Here is an 18471-nt window from a genome sequence, read left to right on the forward strand (position 1 = left end):
CTCGCCAGCATCATGCTATGGCTCAAATAATTAAATCGTCACCACAGCCTAGAACCGCGCAAATTCGGTTGCGCACTTGGCGAGCGGTTTCAGGAATGCCCTGCCAGATTGGCGTCAGCACCTCGATTATGTCCGCTGCTGTTATGCCGCCGGTCGGGCGGTTCCTCAACTTCGGGAACACGTAATTCTCAAGGCTAGCGAGCCACTGGCGCGTATATACCTTGCTTTTCCAGCCGCCCTCGTTCTCCGCATGGTAGAGTTTCGCCGCCTGCTCGAACGTGACCTTCGCGGCTTTCTCGTCTTTGCGCTCCGTGAGAATATCGCGCTTTCAATCTTGATCGCAGTGCGAACGCTTTTTGCCTCTTCGCGCGCTTTAGCCTCGCTCATCAGCTTGGCGCTACCCAGGCCAATATCTCGGCGCTTGCCGTCTAGCTGTAAGCGGCAGACCCAATAGGCGCCGCCGCGCTTATCGACCTTCAATATCAGGCCGCTGCCATAGCTGCTGATGCCCGGCGTCTCCAGCTTTGCCGCCAGTTCTCGCGCGGCTTTTCTATCCGCAGGATTAAGTTGGGCCATATACACCCCCACATTATCGCAGCGCCTATCGCGGCCAATGAGTGTGGGGGTAAAGCTGTCCCCCCACATTCCTCTACCACACTTTATCGCGGCTAGGGGCGATCCGCAACGATCCCCAGCGGCCCGCTACGGGACACTTTCCCTCGGCGGAGGGAGGTTTCTACGGTGTTTGGCGAACCGCCGCGATCGGCGGGGTGGTGGACAGGGCTGGATTCGAACCAGCGTACGCTTGCACGGGCAGATTTACAGTCTGCTGCCTTTAACCACTCGGCCACCTGTCCATCCAGGGCCGCTTTTTCGAGCGAGGCGGCTCCATGCCGCGCGGGTTCCCGGCTGTCAACGCGCGTACGCTGTGCTTGCTTCGGCGAGGCCACGGACCTAGCAGCCGCAGCGGATGACGATCTCCGCTGCAAAGATGCCCCCCCGCTGATGGCCCGCCGCGGTCACCGGCCGAGCCAGGCCCCCGCCGGCCGGCCCCGTTTCTGGGGGCGTCACGCGGTCACCGCCGCGCTCGCCAATCCCGAACGCGTCGTGCGCAAGGTCTGGGGCACGCACGAAGCGCTGGCGGGAATGGCGTTGCCGTCGACGATCCAGGTGACATTCGCGGAGGTCGCCGATCTCGCGCGGCTGATACCGTCCGATGCCCCGCACCAGGGGATGGTGGCGGAGGTCGATCCGCTGGAGGAGATCTGGCTCGGCGACCTGATGGCGCACGGCGAAGGCGACCGCCGGCCGCTCGTCGTGCTGGACCAGGTCACCGATCCGCACAATGTCGGCGCGATCCTGCGCTCCGCCGCGGCGTTCGGTGCGCTCGGCATCGTCACGCAGGACCGGCACGCGCCGCCCGAATCGGGCACCGTCGCGCGCGCTGCGTCGGGTGCGCTGGAGATCGTGCCATGGGTGCGCGTCGTCAATCTGGCGCGGTCGCTGGACGAGATCGGCGAGGCGGGGTTCTGGCGGATCGGGCTGACCGGCCAGGCGCCGCGGACGCTGGCCGATACGCTCGGCGACCAGAAGACCGCGATCGTGCTGGGCGCGGAGGGCGAGGGGATGCGCCAGAACACCGAGGCGCATTGCGACGAGCTGGCGAAGCTGCCAATCTCCGACGCGGTCGAAAGCCTGAACGTTTCGAACGCGGCGGCGATCGCGCTGTATGCGATCGTCGCGCGGGGCTGATCGGCACGAGCGGGGAGATGATGCGATGACGGTACGGCTGGTTCGATTGTTGCTCATCCTGACGATGCCGCTGGTGCTGACCAGCTGCCTGTTCACGCCGGGCAAGTTCACCTCGACGCTCAGTATCAACGCGGATCGCAGCTTCGCCTTCACCTTCGTCGGTGAGATTTATGGCACCGATCTCGAAAAGATGGGAGAAGCGTTCAAGCGCATGGCACCGACGACCTCAAAGAGTGCAGGTCCGTCGGGAACGACTTCCGATCGCGCTGACACGATGGACAAGGCCATGCCGGACGAAGGGCAGACGGCGGGGGTCAGGCAGGCAAAGACTGACGCCAAGAACCAGCAGATCGCCGAGACGCTGTCGAAGGAGGCGGGTTACCGCAAGGTCGCCTATCTGGGCGATGGCCGCTTCATGGTCGACTATGCGATCCGCGGCACGCTCGACCACGATTTCGTCTACCCGTTCAACCTGGACGCCGAGGCGATCTTCCCGTTCATCGCGCTGGAGCTGCGCATCGGCGGCACGGTGCGCGTCAAGGCGCCCGCGTTCGCCAAGAGCGACGACAAGAACCCGATGGCAAGCATGGGCGACGCCGCAGCCGGCAAGCTGGACGGTGTCTTCACGCTGGACACCGATGCCGAAATCGTCAGCCAGAACAACGAGGATGGGGTGAAGATCGTCGGCGGCCGCAAGACTATCGTCTGGCATGCGACGCCGCTGACGAAGGACGCGCCGACCGCGGTGTTGCGGTTTGCGGGCGGGAAGTAGCACCCCCTTCGTCATCGCGAGCGCGCTTGGTCATACCTAGCCGCCCTGTTCGTCATCCCCGCGAAAGCGGGGACCCAGCTCCTTTTACTGTCGTCGAACTAAGACGGAGCTGGGTCCCCGCTTTCGCGGGGATGACGGAATAAGGCTGGGGATGGCGGGCGGCGCTCAATCTTCAGCGGCAATAGTAACCCGTAGCCCATCCAACGCGTCCGTGAACGGCACCTGGCACGACAGCCGCGAGGTCGCCGTCCGGTCGCTGGTCGAATCGAGCAGGTCGTTCTCGTCCTCGCTCATCGCCGGCAGCCTGTCCGCGAACGCCGCATCGACATGGACATGGCACGTCGCGCACGAACAGCAGCCGCCGCACAGCGCCAGGATCTCGTCGATCCCGCCGTCGCGGATGACCTCCATCACCGACAGCCCGGCCTCGCCGGCCAGCGAGCGTTCTTCCCCTTCGCGCGTCGTCACGATAAGCGTCGGCATCATGCACTCCCTAAATTCTCGTCCCCGCCGCCATGCCGCGACCGATGCCGGCGATCAAGCATCATGGACCCCGATGTCGTGGGGCTGAGCGAAGCGCAATTGCGTGCATCCTGCGATGCGCTGGCGGCCTGCGAGCCCGCCTTCGCCGCGGCGATCGGCCGGGTGGGCTATCCCGCGCCCCGGCTCCGCGCGCGCGGCTATGCCACGCTGCTGCGCACGATCCTCGGCCAGCAGGTCAGCGTTGCCTCCGCGGAGGCGGTGTGGCGAAAGCTCAATACCGTGGTGGGTGACGCCACCGACCCCGCCGTCATCGCGCTGGCCACCGACGAGCAATTGCGCAGCGCCGGCCTGTCGCGCCAGAAGGCGAGCTACGCGCGCAGCCTGGCGGACGAGGTGACGAGCGGCCGGCTCGATCTGGGCGCCCTCCCCGCCGACGACGAGGAAGCGATCGCCGCGCTGGTCCGCGTGAAAGGCATCGGCCGCTGGTCCGCGGAAATCTACCTGCTGTTCGCCGAAGGCCGCGCCGACATCTGGCCCGCGGGCGACCTGGCGGTGCAGATCGAGGTCGGCCGCATCCTGGGCCACGACGCGCGGCCCGGCGAGAAGCTGACCCGCGAGGTCGCGGAGGCATGGCGTCCGCACCGGGGGGCCGCGGCGATCTTCGCGTGGCACCATTACGGCGCGGGGGCGGACGCGGCACCGGTTTGAGGGCCTCAATGCGTTATGTCTGAAGTGGTGGAAAGCTGCCGTTGGCATCTGGTTCGGGACCGCGTATCATCGCCGCGATTGCGGCGAGCCCCTGCAGGACGATCGGCAAGAGGCTCGGGCAAATCGCATGGAATGCCCATAGGGCCGTATCGTTAACACGACGTTGGACGCCGACGGAATGGCGAACGCCCCCTGGCAATATTGGACTTTCCGTGTCACCCCCCGATCATGCCGACGACGCCGATCCCCGTGCGCTCCGCTTCCCAAACTGATTTTGATCCGTGCGAGTGATTCCGGGCGTGACGTGGCGTCCACTTCGTCCACTTCCGAATGCAAAAACTGCAATCGTCGCCGACGACGATTCGGCCCCGCGATGACGCCCCCCGCCCCCCGAATCGACTCGCTCGATTTCATCCGCGGTGTCGCGGTCATGGGGATTCTCGTCGCCAACCTGCCCGCCTTCGGCTTGCCCGAGGCGGCGTATTTCTCGCCGCTGGCGTGGGGCGGATCGGCGGGGTGGGATCGGTTCGCGTGGTTTGCAACCTATGTGCTGGTCGAGGGCAAGATGCGCGGGCTGTTCTCGATGCTGTTCGGCGCGTCGATGCTGCTCGTCGTCGACCGCGCGCGTGCCGCCGGGAATGCGCCGGCAGGCATCCATTATGCGCGGATGGCGACCCTGTTCGCGATCGGCTGCGCGCATCTGTATCTCATCTGGTGGGGCGATATCCTCAGCCATTATGCGCTGGTCGGCACCATCGCCTTCGTCTTCGTCGCGCTGCCGGTGCGGCCGCTCGTCTCGCTGGCGTTCCTGCTCGTCGCGGTGCAGGCAATCATCGGGGCGGAGACGACGCTCGCCGCCTTCGCCGCCGCGGCGCGCAACACGCCGGCCACGGTCGGGACCTGGACCTTGATCGCATCCGTCTTCGGCCAGCCGCCACGCGCCGATCTGCTTGGCGAGATCGCGGCGATGCGCAGCGGGATCGGCCCCGGGATCGTGTGGCGATGGGCGCACGCGACCAGCCCGTTCGCGCTGCTGCCGCTCGTCGGCGCGGAGACGCTCGGCTATATGCTGATCGGCATGGCGGGGCTGAAATCGGGGTTCCTGACCGGCCGATGGTCGCGCGGGCGCTATGCCCGGATCGCGCTCGTCGCCATCGGTGCCACGCTCCCGATCGACATGCTGCTGGCGTTCGCGTCCATCGTCCACGGGTTCGACCAGCGCTGGATCGTGCTCGGTTCGGTCGGCGCGGCGACCGTTCTCCGGCCGCTGACCTTCACCGGCTATGCCGCGCTGCTGATGCTGACGATGCGGCCGGCGGGGTGGCTGACGACGCGGATCGCGGCGGCGGGGCGAGCGGCGTTCACCAACTATCTCGGCACGACGATCCTGATGACGTTCGTGTTCGACGGCTGGGGGCTGGGGCTGTTCGGCGCGCTGCCCCGTGCGACACTGTATCTGTTCGTATTGCCGGTATGGGCGGCCATGCTGGCCTGGTCCCGTCCCTGGCTCGCGCGCTACCGGTTCGGGCCGCTCGAATGGGGCTGGCGGACGATCGCGCGGCTGGAGGTGCAACCGTGGCGGCGGTGATTGGCACTGCTGCCCGCGGTGTTTGCTCCGAAACGGATCAGGGGATCGATGCCTCGGGGCGTGCGTGGGGCCATCCTCGGACCTATGCGCAACCGACCCGGCCATCACCTCTTCTACGGCGACAACCTGATCGTGCTTCGGCGCGAGATCCCGGACGAAAACGTCGACCTGATCTATCTCGACCCGCCGTTCAACTCGAACGCCAATTACGGCATCCTGTTCAGGGAGCCCGACGGCCGCGCCTCGAACGCGCAGATCGAGGTGTTCGAGGATACCTGGCACTGGAACGAAAGCGCGGAGGACGCCTTCGACCAGGTTCGGCGCAGCGGGAATATCCGCGCGTTCGACCTGCTGAACGCGATGCGTGGCTTCCTGGGCGACAACGACATGATGGCGTATCTGGCCATGATGGCGGTGCGGATGCTGGAACTGCACCGGGTGCTTAAACCGACCGGTAGCCTGTATCTCCACTGCGACCCGACCGCATCGCATTATCTCAAACTGCTGCTCGACGCGGTGTTCGGCAAGCGCAACTTCCGCAACGAGATCATCTGGTGCTACCGCAAATGGAGCGTCGCGCAGGGCCAGTTCGTGCGCAACCACGACGTCATCCTGTTCTATTCGCGCAACGACGCGGCGCACCGCTTCACGACGCTCTACGTGCCGCCATCGGCCGGAACGACGAAGCGCTGGAAGGGTGCGAGGCAGCAGGCCGTGTTCGAGGACGGCGTCCGCAAGGCAAGCAGCGAGGCGGACGAAGCCGCGAAGAGCCCGATGGCCGACTGGTGGGAAATCTCGGTCCTCAATCCGAATTCGGCCGAACGCCTCGGCTATCCGACGCAGAAACCGCTCGCGCTGCTCGAACGGATCATCGCAGCCTCTTCGAGCGAAGGCGACGTGGTCCTCGATCCCTTCTGCGGGTGCGGAACCGCGGTCCACGCCGCGCAGAAGATGGGGCGCAACTGGATCGGGATCGACGTGACGCACCTCGCCATCTCGCTGATCGAGAAACGGCTGAAGGACGCGTTCCCCGGCATCGCCTTCACCGTGGAGGGCACCCCGCGCGACCTGGCATCGGCGCGCGACCTGGCGGCACGCGACAAATACCAGTTCCAATGGTGGGCGACGTCGATGGTCGATGCGCTGCCGTTCGGTGGCAGGCAAAAGGGGGCGGATGGCGGGATCGACGGCATCATCTACTTCAACGATTTCGATCCGGCGACGGACAAGATGGCCACCCACCGCGCCATCGTGTCGGTAAAGGGCGGGCTGAACCCGGACAACGCGATGGTCGAGACGCTGATCGCGACGATCGCCCGGGAAGGCGCACCGATCGGCATCCTGCTGATGCTGGCCGAACCGACCCGCGAGATGCGCCGACGCGCCGCTGCTGCCGGGCTGTACCGCGACGGCATCGACGAGGGTTTTTCGCGGTTGCAGATCCTGACGCTCGCGGAACTCTTCGCCGGCAAGCGGCCCCGCATCCCCAATATCGACCGCGGCGCCTTCCGCCGTGCGGAGCCCGAGGGCGTGAAACAGACACGGTTATTATGAGGGGTCTTCCTCCTCCCCTCACGCTTGCGGGAGGGGAGGAAAAACCACTCGTCTTCCCTTTCACGGGGTTTCCCGCTAAGGCGCGCCGCTAATCCGATCGTGAAGAGGTTTCGTTTGGCCAAGGAAGAACTGCTCGAGATGCGCGGCCAGGTGGTGGAGCTCTTGCCCAACGCCATGTTCCGCGTCCGTCTCGAAAACGACCATGAAGTGCTTGGCCATACCGCCGGCAAGATGCGCAAGAACCGTATCCGCGTGCTCGTCGGCGACGAGGTGCTGGTCGAAATGACCCCCTATGACCTGACCAAGGGCCGGATCACGTACCGGTTCATGCCGGGCCGCGGCGGTCCCGGCCCGTCCTGACCGCGGATCGCGATCCGGTGTCGGCGCCGGCGCTGGTCCTCGCATCCTCCTCGCCGCGCCGGCTCGAGCTGCTCGGCCGACTGGGGCTCGTTCCGGCCCGGATCGCCGTCCCGGATATCGACGAAGCGCCGCTGAAGGGTGAATTGCCCCGCATCTATGTCCTGCGGGTGGCGCTCGCCAAGGCGGCGGCGGTCGAACGATCGCCGGACGAGATCGTGCTGGCCGGCGACACGGTGATCGCCGCCGGGCGTCGTATCCTCGGCAAGCCGGCCGACCGGGTGGAAGCGCGGTCGATGCTCGCATTGCTGTCCGGACGTAGGCATCATTGCCTCAGCGCGGTCGTGGTCGTCGACCGCGACGGCGTCGTCCGGCACCGGCTGTCCGATACCATCGTCGCGTTCCGTCCGCTGCCCGCCGCCGAGATCGAAGCGTATCTGGACGGCACGGAATGGCAGGGCAAGGCGGGCGGCTATGCTATCCAGGGCCGGGCGGAAGCGTTCGTCCGCTTCTTGTCGGGCAGCCATTCGGGTGTCGTCGGCCTGCCGCTGATGGAGACGCGCGCCTTGCTGAAGACGGCTGGGCTGACACTTGCCTGAATGGCTCTACGAGGCCGGCATCGGCGAAGCGCGCGCCGCGCTGGTCGATAGCGGCACGATCGTCGAGGCGGCGATCGAGCGTGACGGCACGCTGGCCGTCGGCACCGTCGTAGCCGCCCGGCTCGGTGAGCGCCGCGCCGGCAGGTCGGCGCACGCTGTGCTGCCGGACGGTACCGAGGTCGATCTGGTCGCTGCACCGCCCGGCACGTCCCAGGGTGCCACGCTGTCGGTCCGAATCGTCCGGGAATCGTTGATCGAACCCGGTCGCGTGAAACCGCCCCGTGGCATGGTGACCAATGACAGCCCCCTCCCCGGCCCCGATCTGCGCACCCGGATCGAGGCCACCGGTATTCCGGTCAGACGGCTATACCCGCACGATGCCGATGCGCTGGAGGCGGCCGGTTGGTCCGAGACGCTGGACGAGGCGATCACCGGCGATATCGCGTTTCCCGGCGGCATGCTGCGGATGATTCCGACCCCGGCGATGACGCTGTTCGACGTGGACGGCAGCGGCGCGCTGGAGCCGCTCGCCATCGCCGCGGCGGGAGCCGTTGCCAGCGCCATCGTCCGCCACGGGATCGGCGGATCGATCGGCATCGACTTCCCGACGCTCCCCGGCAAGGCACCACGCCAGGCGGTCGCCGCGGCGATCGACGTCGCGCTGCCGCTGCCGTTCGAACGGACGGCGGTCAACGGGTTCGGCTTCCTGCAGATCGTCCGACTGCGACCGCGGCCGTCGCTGCCCGAATTGCTGCGCGGCGACCCCGTCGGTGCCGCCGCGCTGGCCGCACTTCGGCGCATCGAACGCAGCCAGCCTGGCAGCCACCCGCACCACCGCCTGCCGGGCGCAATCGTCGCCCGCATCGGCGGCGAACCGGCCTGGACCGCGGAACTTGCGCGCCGCACCGGCGTCCTCCACCGGATGGAGCCCGTATGACCGCCCCGCCATGCCCGATCTGCGGCAAGCCATCCGCACCCGACCAAACGCCGTTCTGTTCGCGTGGGTGTCGCGACCGCGACCTGCTGCAATGGCTCGGCGAAGGCTATCGTTTGCCAGGTCGTCCCGCGACCGCGGACGGGCTGGACAGCGGATCGGACGACGACTAAAGCCCGCGCTCTCGCTGCGCCAAGCGGCATGCCCGGGTAGCTCAGTTGGTAGAGCATGCGACTGAAAATCGCAGTGTCGGCGGTTCGAATCCGTCCCCGGGCACCACCCGCTCCATGCCCGCTCGGACCTATCTCCTCGGTGTTCCGACGCGATGCTGGACGAAGCGGGCCCGCTGGTTCATTGCGGGCCGTCGTTTGCAAGGTACCGATAGTCATGAGGTGTCAGTGCGTGCGTGAGGGGATTGACGGCATTGATACGCGCTACGGCCCGGTCCGAAACGTACGGCAAGCGACCGTAGCGTGAGCCGATCGACGACGCCGGTCGATCCCGCAAGCACACAGTTTCGGGCCAATGCCGCGCATCACCGCGCGCTCGCCGAGGAGTTGCGTGAAAAGGTGGCGGCGGCTTCGCTCGGCGGCTCCGCGGCCCGCCGCGAGCGTCATGTCGCGCGTGGCAAGCTGTTGCCGCGCGACCGCGTCCACCGTCTGCTCGATCCGGGCTCGCCATTCCTCAAAATCGGTCAGCTCGCCGCCAACGGCATGTACGGCGATGGCGCGCCGGGGGCCGGGATCATCGCCGGCGTCGGGCGCGTGAACGGCCGCGAGTGCATGATCCTCGCCAACGACCCGACCGTGAAGGGCGGGGCGTATTTTCCGATGACGGTGAAGAAGCATCTCCGTGCGCAGGAGATCGCGCAGGAGAACCGGCTGCCGTGCCTCTATCTGGTCGACAGCGGCGGCGCGAACCTGCCGCACCAGGCCGAGGTCTTCCCCGATCGCGACCATTTCGGGCGCATCTTCTTCAACCAGGCGCAGATGTCGGCAGCGGGTATTCCGCAGATCGCGTGCGTGATGGGCAGTTGCACCGCGGGCGGCGCCTATGTCCCGGCGATGTCGGACGAAACGGTGATCGTGCGCGGTCAGGGCACGATCTTCCTCGCCGGTCCGCCGCTGGTGAAGGCGGCGACGGGCGAGGTCATCTCCGCCGAGGAACTGGGCGGGGCGGACACGCACGGGCGCAAATCGGGCGTCGTGGATCATGTCGCGGAGAACGACGAACACGCTTTGCTGATCGTCCGGGATATCGTGGCGACGCTGAACCGGCCGAAGTCGGTCGATATCGACATCCGCGAACCGCGCCCGCCGGCATTCCCGGCCGACGAGCTGTATGGTATCGTGCCGCAGGACGTGCGCGCGCCCTATGACGTGCATGACGTCATCGCGCGGATCATCGACGGGTCCGACTTTCATGAATTCAAGGCGCTCTACGGCACGACCCTCGTCTGCGGTTTCGCCCATATCTGGGGGATGCCGGTCGCTATCCTCGCCAATAACGGCGTCCTGTTTTCGGAAAGCGCCCTGAAGGGCGCGCATTTCATCGAACTCGCCTGTCAGCGCCGCATTCCGCTGCTGTTCCTCCAGAACATCTCCGGCTTCATGGTCGGCGGCAAATATGAGGCGGAGGGAATCGCGAAGAACGGTGCGAAGCTCGTGACCGCGGTCGCGACCGCCAGCGTGCCCAAGATCACCGTGCTGATCGGCGGCAGCTTCGGCGCGGGCAATTACGGCATGTGCGGACGCGCCTATTCGCCGCGGTTCCTGTTCAGCTGGCCCAATGCCCGGATCAGCGTAATGGGCGGCGAGCAGGCCGCGGCCGTACTGGCGACGGTGCACCGCGACGCGGAAAGCTGGACGTCGCAAGAGGCGGAGGCGTTCAAGGCGCCGATCCGCCGAAAATATGAAGATGAAGGCAATCCGTTCTACGCGACCGCGCGACTCTGGGACGACGGCATCATCGATCCCGCGCAGACCCGCGACGTACTGGGCCTCGCCTTCTCCGCCACGCTGAACGCCCCCATCCCCGAACGCCCGACGTTCGGCGTGTTCCGGATGTAACTTGGTGATCGCGTCGCTCCTCATCGCCAATCGTGGCGAGATCGCGTGCCGGATCATGCGCACGGCGCGGGCGATGGGTATCCGTACCATCGCGGTCTATTCCGATGCCGATGCGAACGCGCTGCACGTCGCCCAGGCGGACGAGGCAGTGCACATCGGTCCGTCCCCGGCGCGCGAAAGCTATCTGGTGCATGCGAAGATCCTGGATGCGGCCAAAGCCACCGGGGCTGATGCCGTCCACCCCGGCTATGGCTTTCTGTCCGAAAATGCGGACTTCGCCGAAGCCGTGCAGGCGCAGGGATTGGTCTGGGTAGGCGCTCCGCCCGCATCCATCCGGGCGATGGGACTGAAGGACGCGGCCAAGACGCTGATGATCGCGGCGGGCGTCCCCGTCACACCCGGCTATATGGGCGACGATCAGGACCCGGCGCATCTGCAGGCGGAGGCCGACCGGGTCAGCTATCCGGTGCTGATCAAGGCGGTCGCGGGCGGTGGCGGCAAGGGCATGCGCCGCGTCGATGCGGCGGCCGACTTCGCCGATGCGCTCGTCTCGTGCCAGCGCGAGGCTGCGGCTTCGTTCGGCGACGACCGTGTCCTGATCGAGAAATACATCCTCGGCCCGCGCCATATCGAGGTTCAGGTGTTCGGCGACACCCACGGCAATGTCGTCCACTTGTTCGAGCGCGACTGCTCGCTGCAGCGCCGCCACCAGAAGGTGATCGAGGAAGCCCCCGCGCCGGGGATGGACGCAGCCACGCGAGCGGCGATCTGCGAGGCCGCGGTGAAGGCGGCGAAGGCGGTCGATTATGTCGGCGCGGGCACGGTCGAATTCATTGCGGATGCGAGCGATGGCCTTCGCGCCGACCGCATCTGGTTCATGGAAATGAACACGCGGCTCCAGGTCGAGCACCCGGTGACGGAGGCGATCACCGGGGTCGATCTGGTCGAATGGCAATTGCGCATGGCGTCGGGCGAGGCGCTGCCGAAGCGGCAGGACGAACTTGCCATCCAAGGCTGGGCGATGGAGGCGCGGCTATATGCCGAGAACCCGACGACCGGCTTCCTGCCGTCGACCGGCCCGCTCGACCGGCTGCGCTTCCCGACCGATATCCGGATCGACAGCGGTGTCGAGGAGGGCGGCGAGGTGACGCCTTTCTACGATCCGATGATCGCCAAGCTGATCGTCCACGCCCCGACCCGCCCCGGTGCCGCAGCAAAGCTGGCACGGGCCGCCGCCGCGACCGAAGTCTGGCCGGTCCGGACGAACGCCGCCTTCCTCTCCCGGGCCGCCGGCCACCCCGATTTCATCGCAGGGCACGTCGATACCGGCTTTATCGAGCGTCATGCCGGAACGCTGGTGCCGGCGTCGGAGCCGTCGCCCGCGGTGCTGCAGGTCGCCGCGCAGGCGATCCTGCCCCCCGTGACCGGCGATCCGTGGACGGGCCTCGCCGGGTTTCGCAGCAATGCCGCTCCCGACCTGCGGGTCGCGGTCGCCGTCGCGGGACAAACCTATCTTGTTGAACGCGGTATGGCCCCGCTCGCTATCGTCGTCGCGGTAAAGGATGGTAGCGAGGTGCTGTTCCTCGACGGCGAGGCATGGTCGTTCGCCCGCCCCCGCGCCGCGGATGTAGCAGGTGGCGATGCCCTGTCCGACGGCGCGGTCATGGCACCGATGCCCGGGCGTATCGTGTCGGTCGCAGTCGCGACCGGCGACAGGGTCGCAAAAGGTCAGCGGCTGCTGGTGCTTGAGGCGATGAAGATGGAGCAGGGTCTCGTCGCACCGTTCGACGGCATCGTCGCGGAGGTGAAAGCCATAGAGGGTGCGCAAGTCAGCGAAGGCGCGACGCTGATCCGCGTCGCGAAGGGCGACTGATGGCGGGACGCTGGTTCGACGAGTGGGCGATCGGCGACCGGATCGTCCATGAGATCCGCCGCACCGTCACCGAAACGGACAATCTCCTTTTCTCGACGATGACGCACAATCCGCAACCGCTGCATCTGGACGTGGAAGCGGCGAAGGCGAGCGAGTTCGGTCGGATCCTCGTCAACGGCACCTTCACCTTCGCGCTGATGGTCGGACTGTCAGTCGGCGACACGACGCTCGGCACGCTCGTCGCCAATCTTGGCTACGACAAATTGGTGATGCCGAAGCCCGTGTTCATCGGCGACACGATGCGTGCCGAAACCGAGGTGACGGAACTGAAAGACAGTCGCTCGCGCCCGGCCGCCGGGATCGTCACCTTTCGCCACCAGCTCCTCAACCAGCGCGACGAGATCGTTTGTGCGTGCCTGCGCTCGGCGTTGCTGCACCGGCGGCCGGAATGAGACTGCGATCGCTGCTGTTCGTGCCCGGTGACCGGCCGGACCGGTTCGCAAAGGCTGCCGCCGCGGGTGCCGACACGCTGATTCTCGATCTGGAGGACTCGGTCGCCGTCGATCGCAAGGCGTTTGCGCGGGAAGCGATTGTCAGCTGCCTTATCGGCAGCTGGGACGGCCCGCCCCGCTTCGTGCGCATCAACCCGCTCGAGGGCGATCTGTGCGACGCCGATATCGCCGCGCTCGCCAATACGCGGCCCGACGCCATCGTGCTTCCCAAAGCCGAAGGCGCGGCGAGCGTCCATATGCTCGTCACGCGGCTGGCGGCGGTCGGGCTCGGCGGCGTGCCGATCCTGCCGATCGCGACCGAGACGCCGCGCGCGATCTTCGCGCTCGGAAGTTTCGCCGAGGTTGGACCCTCGCTCGCGGGACTGACATGGGGCGCGGAAGATCTGCCCGCCGCGATCGGTGCCGCGACGAGCCGGGAGGCGGACGGTCGCTACACCGCGCCCTATGAACTCGCCCGCTCGCTTACCCTGTTCGCAGCGCATGCCGCCGACGTCGCCGCGATCGAAACCGTGTTCCCGGCGTTCCGCGACCTCGAAGGGCTCACGGCATATGCCGCACGGGCCGCCCGCGACGGCTATACCGGGATGATGGCGATCCATCCGGCGCAGGTGTCGGTCATCAACCGGGCATTCAGCCCGTCGGAGGCCGCTTTGACCCATGCACGCCGCGTGATCGCGGCGTTCGAGGCATCGCCCGGCGTCGGCGCAATTCAACTCGACGGCGTGATGATCGACGCTCCCCACTTGAAACAAGCACGACATCTCGTTGGATTGGCCGACCCGGGCTGACCTGCCCGGCTTTCTTGCGGCCTATCCCGACATCGAAGTCGAGATCTTCGCGGAAGACAGTTTCGTGGACGTGCTCGCGGCGGGGTGCGATGCCGGCATCCGGTATGACGAGCGGCTGGAGCAGGACATGATCGCCGTGCCGATCGGCCCGCGCGTCCAGCGCGCCGCCACCGCCGCCGCGCCGGCCTATCTCGATCGATGCGGCTGGCCGGCGCACCCGCGCGATTTGCTCCACCATGCCTGTCTGCTCGGGCGGTTCTCCAGCGGTGCGCTCACCAGCCCATGGGAATTCGAACGCGAAGGCGAAATCGTCCGGATCGGGCCACGCGGCCCGCTCATCGTCCAGGTCGGGGCGGCGACCGACCTCGCGGTCGATGCGGCATTGGCTGGCATGGGCATCATCACGCTGTTCGAGGGATGGCTACGCTCGCATCTGGATAGCGGCGCGCCCGAACCATTGCTGGAGGACTGGTGGCAGCCTTTTTCGGGCCGTTTCTCTACTATTCGGACCGACGCCTCGTCCCGCCGCCGCTACGCGCTTTCGTGGATTACATCGGATCGGTGCGACGCTGACCGCACGGCCCAGCGACGCTCTTCGTACGCTCCGCATAGCCGCCGATGAGGCGAAGCGGGCGGCGCGCGGCACCGCCCGCCCCTGTTTTCAGATATCGTCGCCGAGCGCGCCCTTGACGCTGCCTTCGGGAAACCCGCGGGGACACCGGATGCATCCACGTGGGCAGTGGCATCAATGCGTCGTGGTCGCCGGCACGGCGGAGGTCGCGCGCTCGCGATCGACCTCGTGGGTCGTGTATGCAGACGCGGTCGCGTCGAACGTATTCCAGCCCGGTCGCCGATAGGCGGCACCGCGTGTGGCCGCATCCACCGAGCGATGCGATCGAAGGGTTCGACGACAAGACGATCGCCGGGCGGCTCGGCCTCTCCGGCAACACCGTGCGCAACCACGTCTCGCGTCCCTATGCCAAAACCGGCGTCAATCGCCGTAGCGCCGCGGTGATCCGAGCGCGCGAGCGCGGCATCGGCGGCCGTGCGAGCGACCGTCCCCACTGACTTCAGCGGCGCGCTTCATTCGGCCGTTTCGGCGATACCGGCATAGATACGATCGAGGTCGTCGTCATCGACGCAATAGGGTGGCATCACGTAGATCGTATTGCCGAGCGGCCGTAGCAGCAGATCGTTCGCAGCGTAACGGGCGCGAAGTGTCGTGCCGAGGTCGGACAGGTAATCGCCGGCGGGATCATCAAGTTCGAACGCCGTGATGGTACCGAGCGACCGCGCATTGCGGACCCGGGGAAGTGCGGCGAGCGTGTCCAGCCGTTCGCGTTGCTTGCCGGCGAGCGTGGTCACGCGTTCGATGACCGGCTCATCGCGCCAGATCGCGAGATTGGCGTTCGCGGCCGCGCACGCGATGGGGTTGGCGGTGTAGCTCGACGAGTGGAAGAACATCCGGGCGCGATCGGTCGACCAATGCGCGGCGAAGATCGCTTCGCTGGCCATCGTCACCGCCAGCGGTACCGCGCCGCCGGTCAGGCCTTTGGAGAGGCACAGGATGTCCGGAACGATCCCGGCTTGCTCGCAGGCGAGCAGCGTACCCGTCCGCCCCCAGCCGGTCATTATCTCGTCCGCGATGAACAGGACATCGTAGCGCGCGCAGATGCTGCGCATCTCGGCGAGCAGATAGGGCGAATAGATTAGCATCCCGCCCGCGCCGAGGATCAGCGGCTCGACGATGAACGCGGCAGGCCGGTCGCGGCACGCCGCCTCGAGTGAATCCAGCGTATGCCGATCGCGATCTTCGGCCGGAAAAGGGATGGTCCCGACATCGAACAGCAGCGGCGAATAGGCCGCGTTGAACACGCCGCGGGCGCCGACCGACATCGCGCCGATAGTATCGCCGTGATAGCTGTGTTCGAGGACGAGGATCCGGTCGCGCGGCTCGCCCCGGTTGAGCCAATAGCCCAGCGCCATCTTCAGTGCGACCTCGACACTGGTCGAACCCGAGTCCGAGAAGAACACCCGCGTGAGCGCGGGGGGCATGATCGCGGTCAGCCCGCGCGCCAGCGTCTCGGCCGGTTCGTGCGTCCACCCTGCGAAAATGACCTGATCGAGCGTGTCGCTCTGTTCGGCGATCGCGGCCATGATCCGCGGATGGCCGTGACCGTGCGTCGTCACCCACCAGGACGAGATCGCGTCGATGATCCGGCGGCCGTCGTCGGTATACAGCGCCGCACCCTGCGCGCGCGCAACGAGCGGGATCGGCTCGCCCAGGCCGTGCTGCGTGAACGGGTGCCAGACCGGCGACGGCGTCACGCGAAATCCTCCACCGCGAAATGCTCGTGAAACGCCGCCGACAGCGCCGCGGGTTCCAGCGACGATAGCCAAGGCAGCCGCCCGAGCCGTTTCACGCCGCCAATCGCGGCGATCGTCGCTTCGCTGTCCTCTACCCCGTCGCCGACGAAGGCAACGCCGAGAATGGGTATTGCGCGGCTGCGCAATATCTCGATCGTCAGCAGGCTGTGATTGATCGTCCCCAGCGTCGTCCGCGCGACGATGACCGTCGGCAGGCACCAGCGCGCGAACAGATCGGCGAACAGGAGATCGCGGGTGACCGGAACCAGCGCTCCCCCGGCACCTTCGATCACCAGCGGGCGGATGGCCGGGGGTTCGAGCATCGTCGCATCGATCCTGACCGCATCGATCTCCGCGGCGCGGTGCGGCGAGCAGGGCGTCGTGAGGCAATAGGCTTCCGGCAGGATATGGCCGGCGGGCAGCCCGGACAGGACGGCGACGCGCTGCGCATCGCTCCCATCGTCGAGCCCGGCCTGGATCGGTTTCCAGTAATACGCGCCCAGCGCACCCGCGAGTGCCGCAGCGAACACGGTCTTGCCCACATCCGTATCCGTGCCCGTCACGACGATCGCCCGGTTCATGTGATCAGCGTCTCCAGCGCGGCGGCGAGCCGTCCGATATCGGCGGCCGTGACATTGAGCGTAAGCGAGACACGCAGCCGCGCGGTTCCTTCGGGGACGCTCGGCGGTCGGATGCCGCGTACGTCGAACCCCGCCGCCTGGAGCGCACCGGCGATCCGCATCGTCCGCGCATCGTCGCCGATCACCACCGGCACGATCTGCGACGTGACCGGGCCGATGCCGAGCGGCGCGAAAGCATGGCCGGCGGCGGCGACCAGAGCGGCCAGCGTCTCGCGCCGCTCGGGCTCGTCGGCGAGGATGCGCAGGCTTTCGCGCACCGCGCTGGCCATCAGCGGCGACGGTGCTGTCGAGAAGATGAAACTCCGGCCGCGATTGATAAGGTATTCGCGGACGAGCCGGGGGCCGCAGACCAGCGCACCCTCGCAGCCGAGCGCCTTCCCGCAGGTGCGCAGCGTGATCACGTCGGGACGACCCTCGATGCCCGCAGCCAGTCCCCGACCGCCCGGCCCGATGACGCCGGTCGCGTGCGCTTCGTCGATGACCATCATGGCATCATACCGCCCCGCAACGATCGCCAGATCGTGAAGCGGGGCGTGATCGCCGTCCATGCTGTAGAGGCTCTCCACCGCGATCCACGGCCGGCCGGTACCGCCGCTCGCGCGCCACCGCGCGATCGCGTGCTCCACCTGCGTCGGATCGTTATGGCCTGCCGCGATCGACCGGGCACGTCCGAGCCGCATCCCTTCATGCGCGCTGGCGTGGACGAGCGAGTCGTGGACGATCAGGTCCTCGCGTCCGGGCAAGGTTGATAGCAGGGCCGCGTTGGCGGCATAGCCCGTCGGGAAATACAGCGCGGCTTCGCTGCCGAAATATGCTGCGGCTTCGGCTTCGAGCGCTTCGTGTTCGGGATCATTGCCGCGCAGCAACCGCGAGCCGCCGGAGCCCGCCGGAACGCCGCGCTCGATCGCGTTCCTGATCGCGCGTCCGATGCGCGGAGAACGGGCAAGACCCAGATAGTCGTTCGATGCGAAATCAATCCCCGCACGCCCGGACAATCTTCGCGCACGGCCGCGCCGATCCAGGCTGGCGAGGTCTTCCGCGAGTGTATCGAGCGAGAGCAGGCTGGCGCGAATGACCGGGCCGGTGGATACCGTCATGCGCGGCGTCTTGTCGGCAAATCGGTGGCGAGGCAAGCGAGGGGCGAAGCGGTCCTGTCGTTTAGCAGGCGCAGCTCGAACTGTGGATCGACCGGGAAGGGCCTACCCATCATATGCCCCCCTTGGCTGCCAATATGATCGCCGATGCGGTATCGACGACGCGACGGGCTCGATCGCACGCGCTCCGCCCCGTGCCGGTCCTCGTGACCGCGGAGCCCGATGGGGAATGTCGCCAAGTCATTGAAAACCGGTGCTGCCGGTGAGATTGAGCTCCCGCGCTTGATGATGCCGAATACCACGGCTTGGCTTTGATAGTCGCTTGATGCGGATCGTGCCCCACGGCGTGGTGTAGCTTCGCCGGTGTGATCACGGCGATC

At 67.1% G+C, this 18471-nt stretch carries 20 protein-coding genes, 2 tRNA genes and 1 pseudogene; 16 read left to right on the forward strand and 7 right to left on the reverse strand.

Going from position 1 to position 18471, the window contains the following annotated elements; all coding sequences use genetic code 11:
• Positions 1–22 precede the first annotated feature (22 nt).
• The 3 genes and pseudogenes from ACFE7D_RS10120 to ACFE7D_RS10130 form a co-directional block, all read right to left on the reverse strand.
• Positions 23–319 (reverse strand): tyrosine-type recombinase/integrase, encoded by a 297-nt coding sequence (locus tag ACFE7D_RS10120; RefSeq protein WP_375395313.1) that lies wholly within the window; start codon positions 317–319, stop codon positions 23–25.
• Between the two features lie 74 nt (positions 320–393).
• Positions 394–645, reverse strand: a pseudogene (locus ACFE7D_RS10125) (hypothetical protein); the annotation flags it as partial.
• Between the two features lie 126 nt (positions 646–771).
• Positions 772–857 (reverse strand) — tRNA-Tyr (locus tag ACFE7D_RS10130).
• 148 nt (positions 858–1005) lie between these two features.
• Here ACFE7D_RS10130 and rlmB point away from each other — a divergent pair.
• Positions 1006–1752: a 23S rRNA (guanosine(2251)-2'-O)-methyltransferase RlmB gene (gene rlmB, locus ACFE7D_RS10135; protein WP_375395296.1), complete on the forward strand. Its 747-nt coding sequence runs from the start codon at positions 1006–1008 to the stop codon at positions 1750–1752.
• 25 nt (positions 1753–1777) lie between these two features.
• Positions 1778–2524, forward strand: a complete 747-nt coding sequence (locus ACFE7D_RS10140; RefSeq protein ID WP_375395297.1) for a hypothetical protein — start codon at positions 1778–1780, stop codon at positions 2522–2524.
• 165 nt (positions 2525–2689) lie between these two features.
• On the opposite strand, the gene ACFE7D_RS10145 is transcribed toward ACFE7D_RS10140, so the two are convergent.
• The gene (locus tag ACFE7D_RS10145; RefSeq protein WP_375395298.1) at positions 2690–3007 is read right to left on the reverse strand and encodes a 2Fe-2S iron-sulfur cluster-binding protein; all 318 of its coding nucleotides are present in this window, start codon (positions 3005–3007) and stop codon (positions 2690–2692) included.
• Positions 3008–3085: 78 nt separating this feature from the next.
• Between ACFE7D_RS10145 and ACFE7D_RS10150 the strand changes: the two genes are divergently transcribed.
• From ACFE7D_RS10150 to ACFE7D_RS10215, 14 genes are all read left to right on the forward strand, one after another.
• Positions 3086–3715, forward strand: a complete 630-nt coding sequence (locus ACFE7D_RS10150) for a DNA-3-methyladenine glycosylase family protein (protein ID WP_375395314.1) — start codon at positions 3086–3088, stop codon at positions 3713–3715.
• A gap of 373 nt (positions 3716–4088) precedes the next feature.
• Positions 4089–5303, forward strand: a complete 1215-nt coding sequence (locus ACFE7D_RS10155; protein WP_375395299.1) for a DUF418 domain-containing protein — start codon at positions 4089–4091, stop codon at positions 5301–5303.
• An 84-nt stretch (positions 5304–5387) separates the two neighbouring features.
• Entirely contained in the window at positions 5388–6857 is a 1470-nt protein-coding gene (locus ACFE7D_RS10160; RefSeq protein WP_375395300.1) for a DNA methyltransferase, read from the forward strand.
• Between the two features lie 114 nt (positions 6858–6971).
• Complete coding sequence (infA, locus tag ACFE7D_RS10165; RefSeq protein ID WP_183987054.1) at positions 6972–7217, forward strand: translation initiation factor IF-1; 246 nt, start codon at positions 6972–6974, stop codon at positions 7215–7217.
• A gap of 17 nt (positions 7218–7234) precedes the next feature.
• On the forward strand, positions 7235–7813 hold the full coding sequence (locus tag ACFE7D_RS10170; protein ID WP_375395301.1) for a Maf family protein: 579 nt from the start codon (positions 7235–7237) through the stop codon (positions 7811–7813).
• Positions 7806–8750: a ribonuclease gene (locus ACFE7D_RS10175; protein WP_375395302.1), complete on the forward strand. Its 945-nt coding sequence runs from the start codon at positions 7806–7808 to the stop codon at positions 8748–8750. The genes ACFE7D_RS10170 and ACFE7D_RS10175 overlap by 8 nt, the downstream gene beginning before the upstream one ends.
• Positions 8747–8920 carry a DNA gyrase inhibitor YacG gene (locus ACFE7D_RS10180; protein ID WP_375395303.1) on the forward strand — a complete coding sequence of 58 codons (174 nt, stop codon included), beginning with the start codon at positions 8747–8749 and terminating at the stop codon, positions 8918–8920. The genes ACFE7D_RS10175 and ACFE7D_RS10180 overlap by 4 nt, the downstream gene beginning before the upstream one ends.
• A gap of 30 nt (positions 8921–8950) precedes the next feature.
• A tRNA-Phe gene (locus tag ACFE7D_RS10185) sits at positions 8951–9026 on the forward strand.
• Positions 9027–9220: 194 nt separating this feature from the next.
• Complete coding sequence (locus ACFE7D_RS10190) at positions 9221–10816, forward strand: carboxyl transferase domain-containing protein (protein ID WP_375395304.1); 1596 nt, start codon at positions 9221–9223, stop codon at positions 10814–10816.
• Between the two features lie 4 nt (positions 10817–10820).
• Complete coding sequence (locus tag ACFE7D_RS10195) at positions 10821–12689, forward strand: biotin carboxylase N-terminal domain-containing protein (RefSeq protein ID WP_375395305.1); 1869 nt, start codon at positions 10821–10823, stop codon at positions 12687–12689.
• On the forward strand, positions 12689–13141 hold the full coding sequence (locus ACFE7D_RS10200) for a MaoC family dehydratase (protein ID WP_375395306.1): 453 nt from the start codon (positions 12689–12691) through the stop codon (positions 13139–13141). Before ACFE7D_RS10195 ends, ACFE7D_RS10200 begins: the two co-directional genes overlap by 1 nt.
• On the forward strand, positions 13138–13989 hold the full coding sequence (locus ACFE7D_RS10205; RefSeq protein ID WP_375395307.1) for an HpcH/HpaI aldolase/citrate lyase family protein: 852 nt from the start codon (positions 13138–13140) through the stop codon (positions 13987–13989). The genes ACFE7D_RS10200 and ACFE7D_RS10205 overlap by 4 nt, the downstream gene beginning before the upstream one ends.
• Positions 13967–14611 (forward strand): LysR substrate-binding domain-containing protein, encoded by a 645-nt coding sequence (locus ACFE7D_RS10210; protein WP_375395308.1) that lies wholly within the window; start codon positions 13967–13969, stop codon positions 14609–14611. Before ACFE7D_RS10205 ends, ACFE7D_RS10210 begins: the two co-directional genes overlap by 23 nt.
• 245 nt (positions 14612–14856) lie before the next feature.
• Entirely contained in the window at positions 14857–15057 is a 201-nt protein-coding gene (locus tag ACFE7D_RS10215) for a LuxR C-terminal-related transcriptional regulator (protein WP_375395309.1), read from the forward strand.
• A 15-nt stretch (positions 15058–15072) separates the two neighbouring features.
• On the opposite strand, the gene ACFE7D_RS10220 is transcribed toward ACFE7D_RS10215, so the two are convergent.
• From ACFE7D_RS10220 to ACFE7D_RS10230, 3 genes are read right to left on the reverse strand one after another with little or no spacing between them, the layout of a single operon-like run.
• Positions 15073–16317 carry an adenosylmethionine--8-amino-7-oxononanoate transaminase gene (locus ACFE7D_RS10220; protein ID WP_375395310.1) on the reverse strand — a complete coding sequence of 415 codons (1245 nt, stop codon included), beginning with the start codon at positions 16315–16317 and terminating at the stop codon, positions 15073–15075.
• A complete protein-coding gene (gene bioD, locus ACFE7D_RS10225) occupies positions 16314–16937 on the reverse strand; it encodes a dethiobiotin synthase (protein ID WP_375395311.1) in 624 nt (207 codons plus the stop codon). Before bioD ends, ACFE7D_RS10220 begins: the two co-directional genes overlap by 4 nt.
• Entirely contained in the window at positions 16934–18094 is a 1161-nt protein-coding gene (locus ACFE7D_RS10230) for an 8-amino-7-oxononanoate synthase (protein WP_375395312.1), read from the reverse strand. The genes bioD and ACFE7D_RS10230 overlap by 4 nt, the downstream gene beginning before the upstream one ends.
• Positions 18095–18471: the final 377 nt, after the last annotated feature.

It is taken from the genome of uncultured Sphingomonas sp., from assembly GCF_964244235.1.
Taxonomy (GTDB): domain Bacteria; phylum Pseudomonadota; class Alphaproteobacteria; order Sphingomonadales; family Sphingomonadaceae; genus Sphingomonas.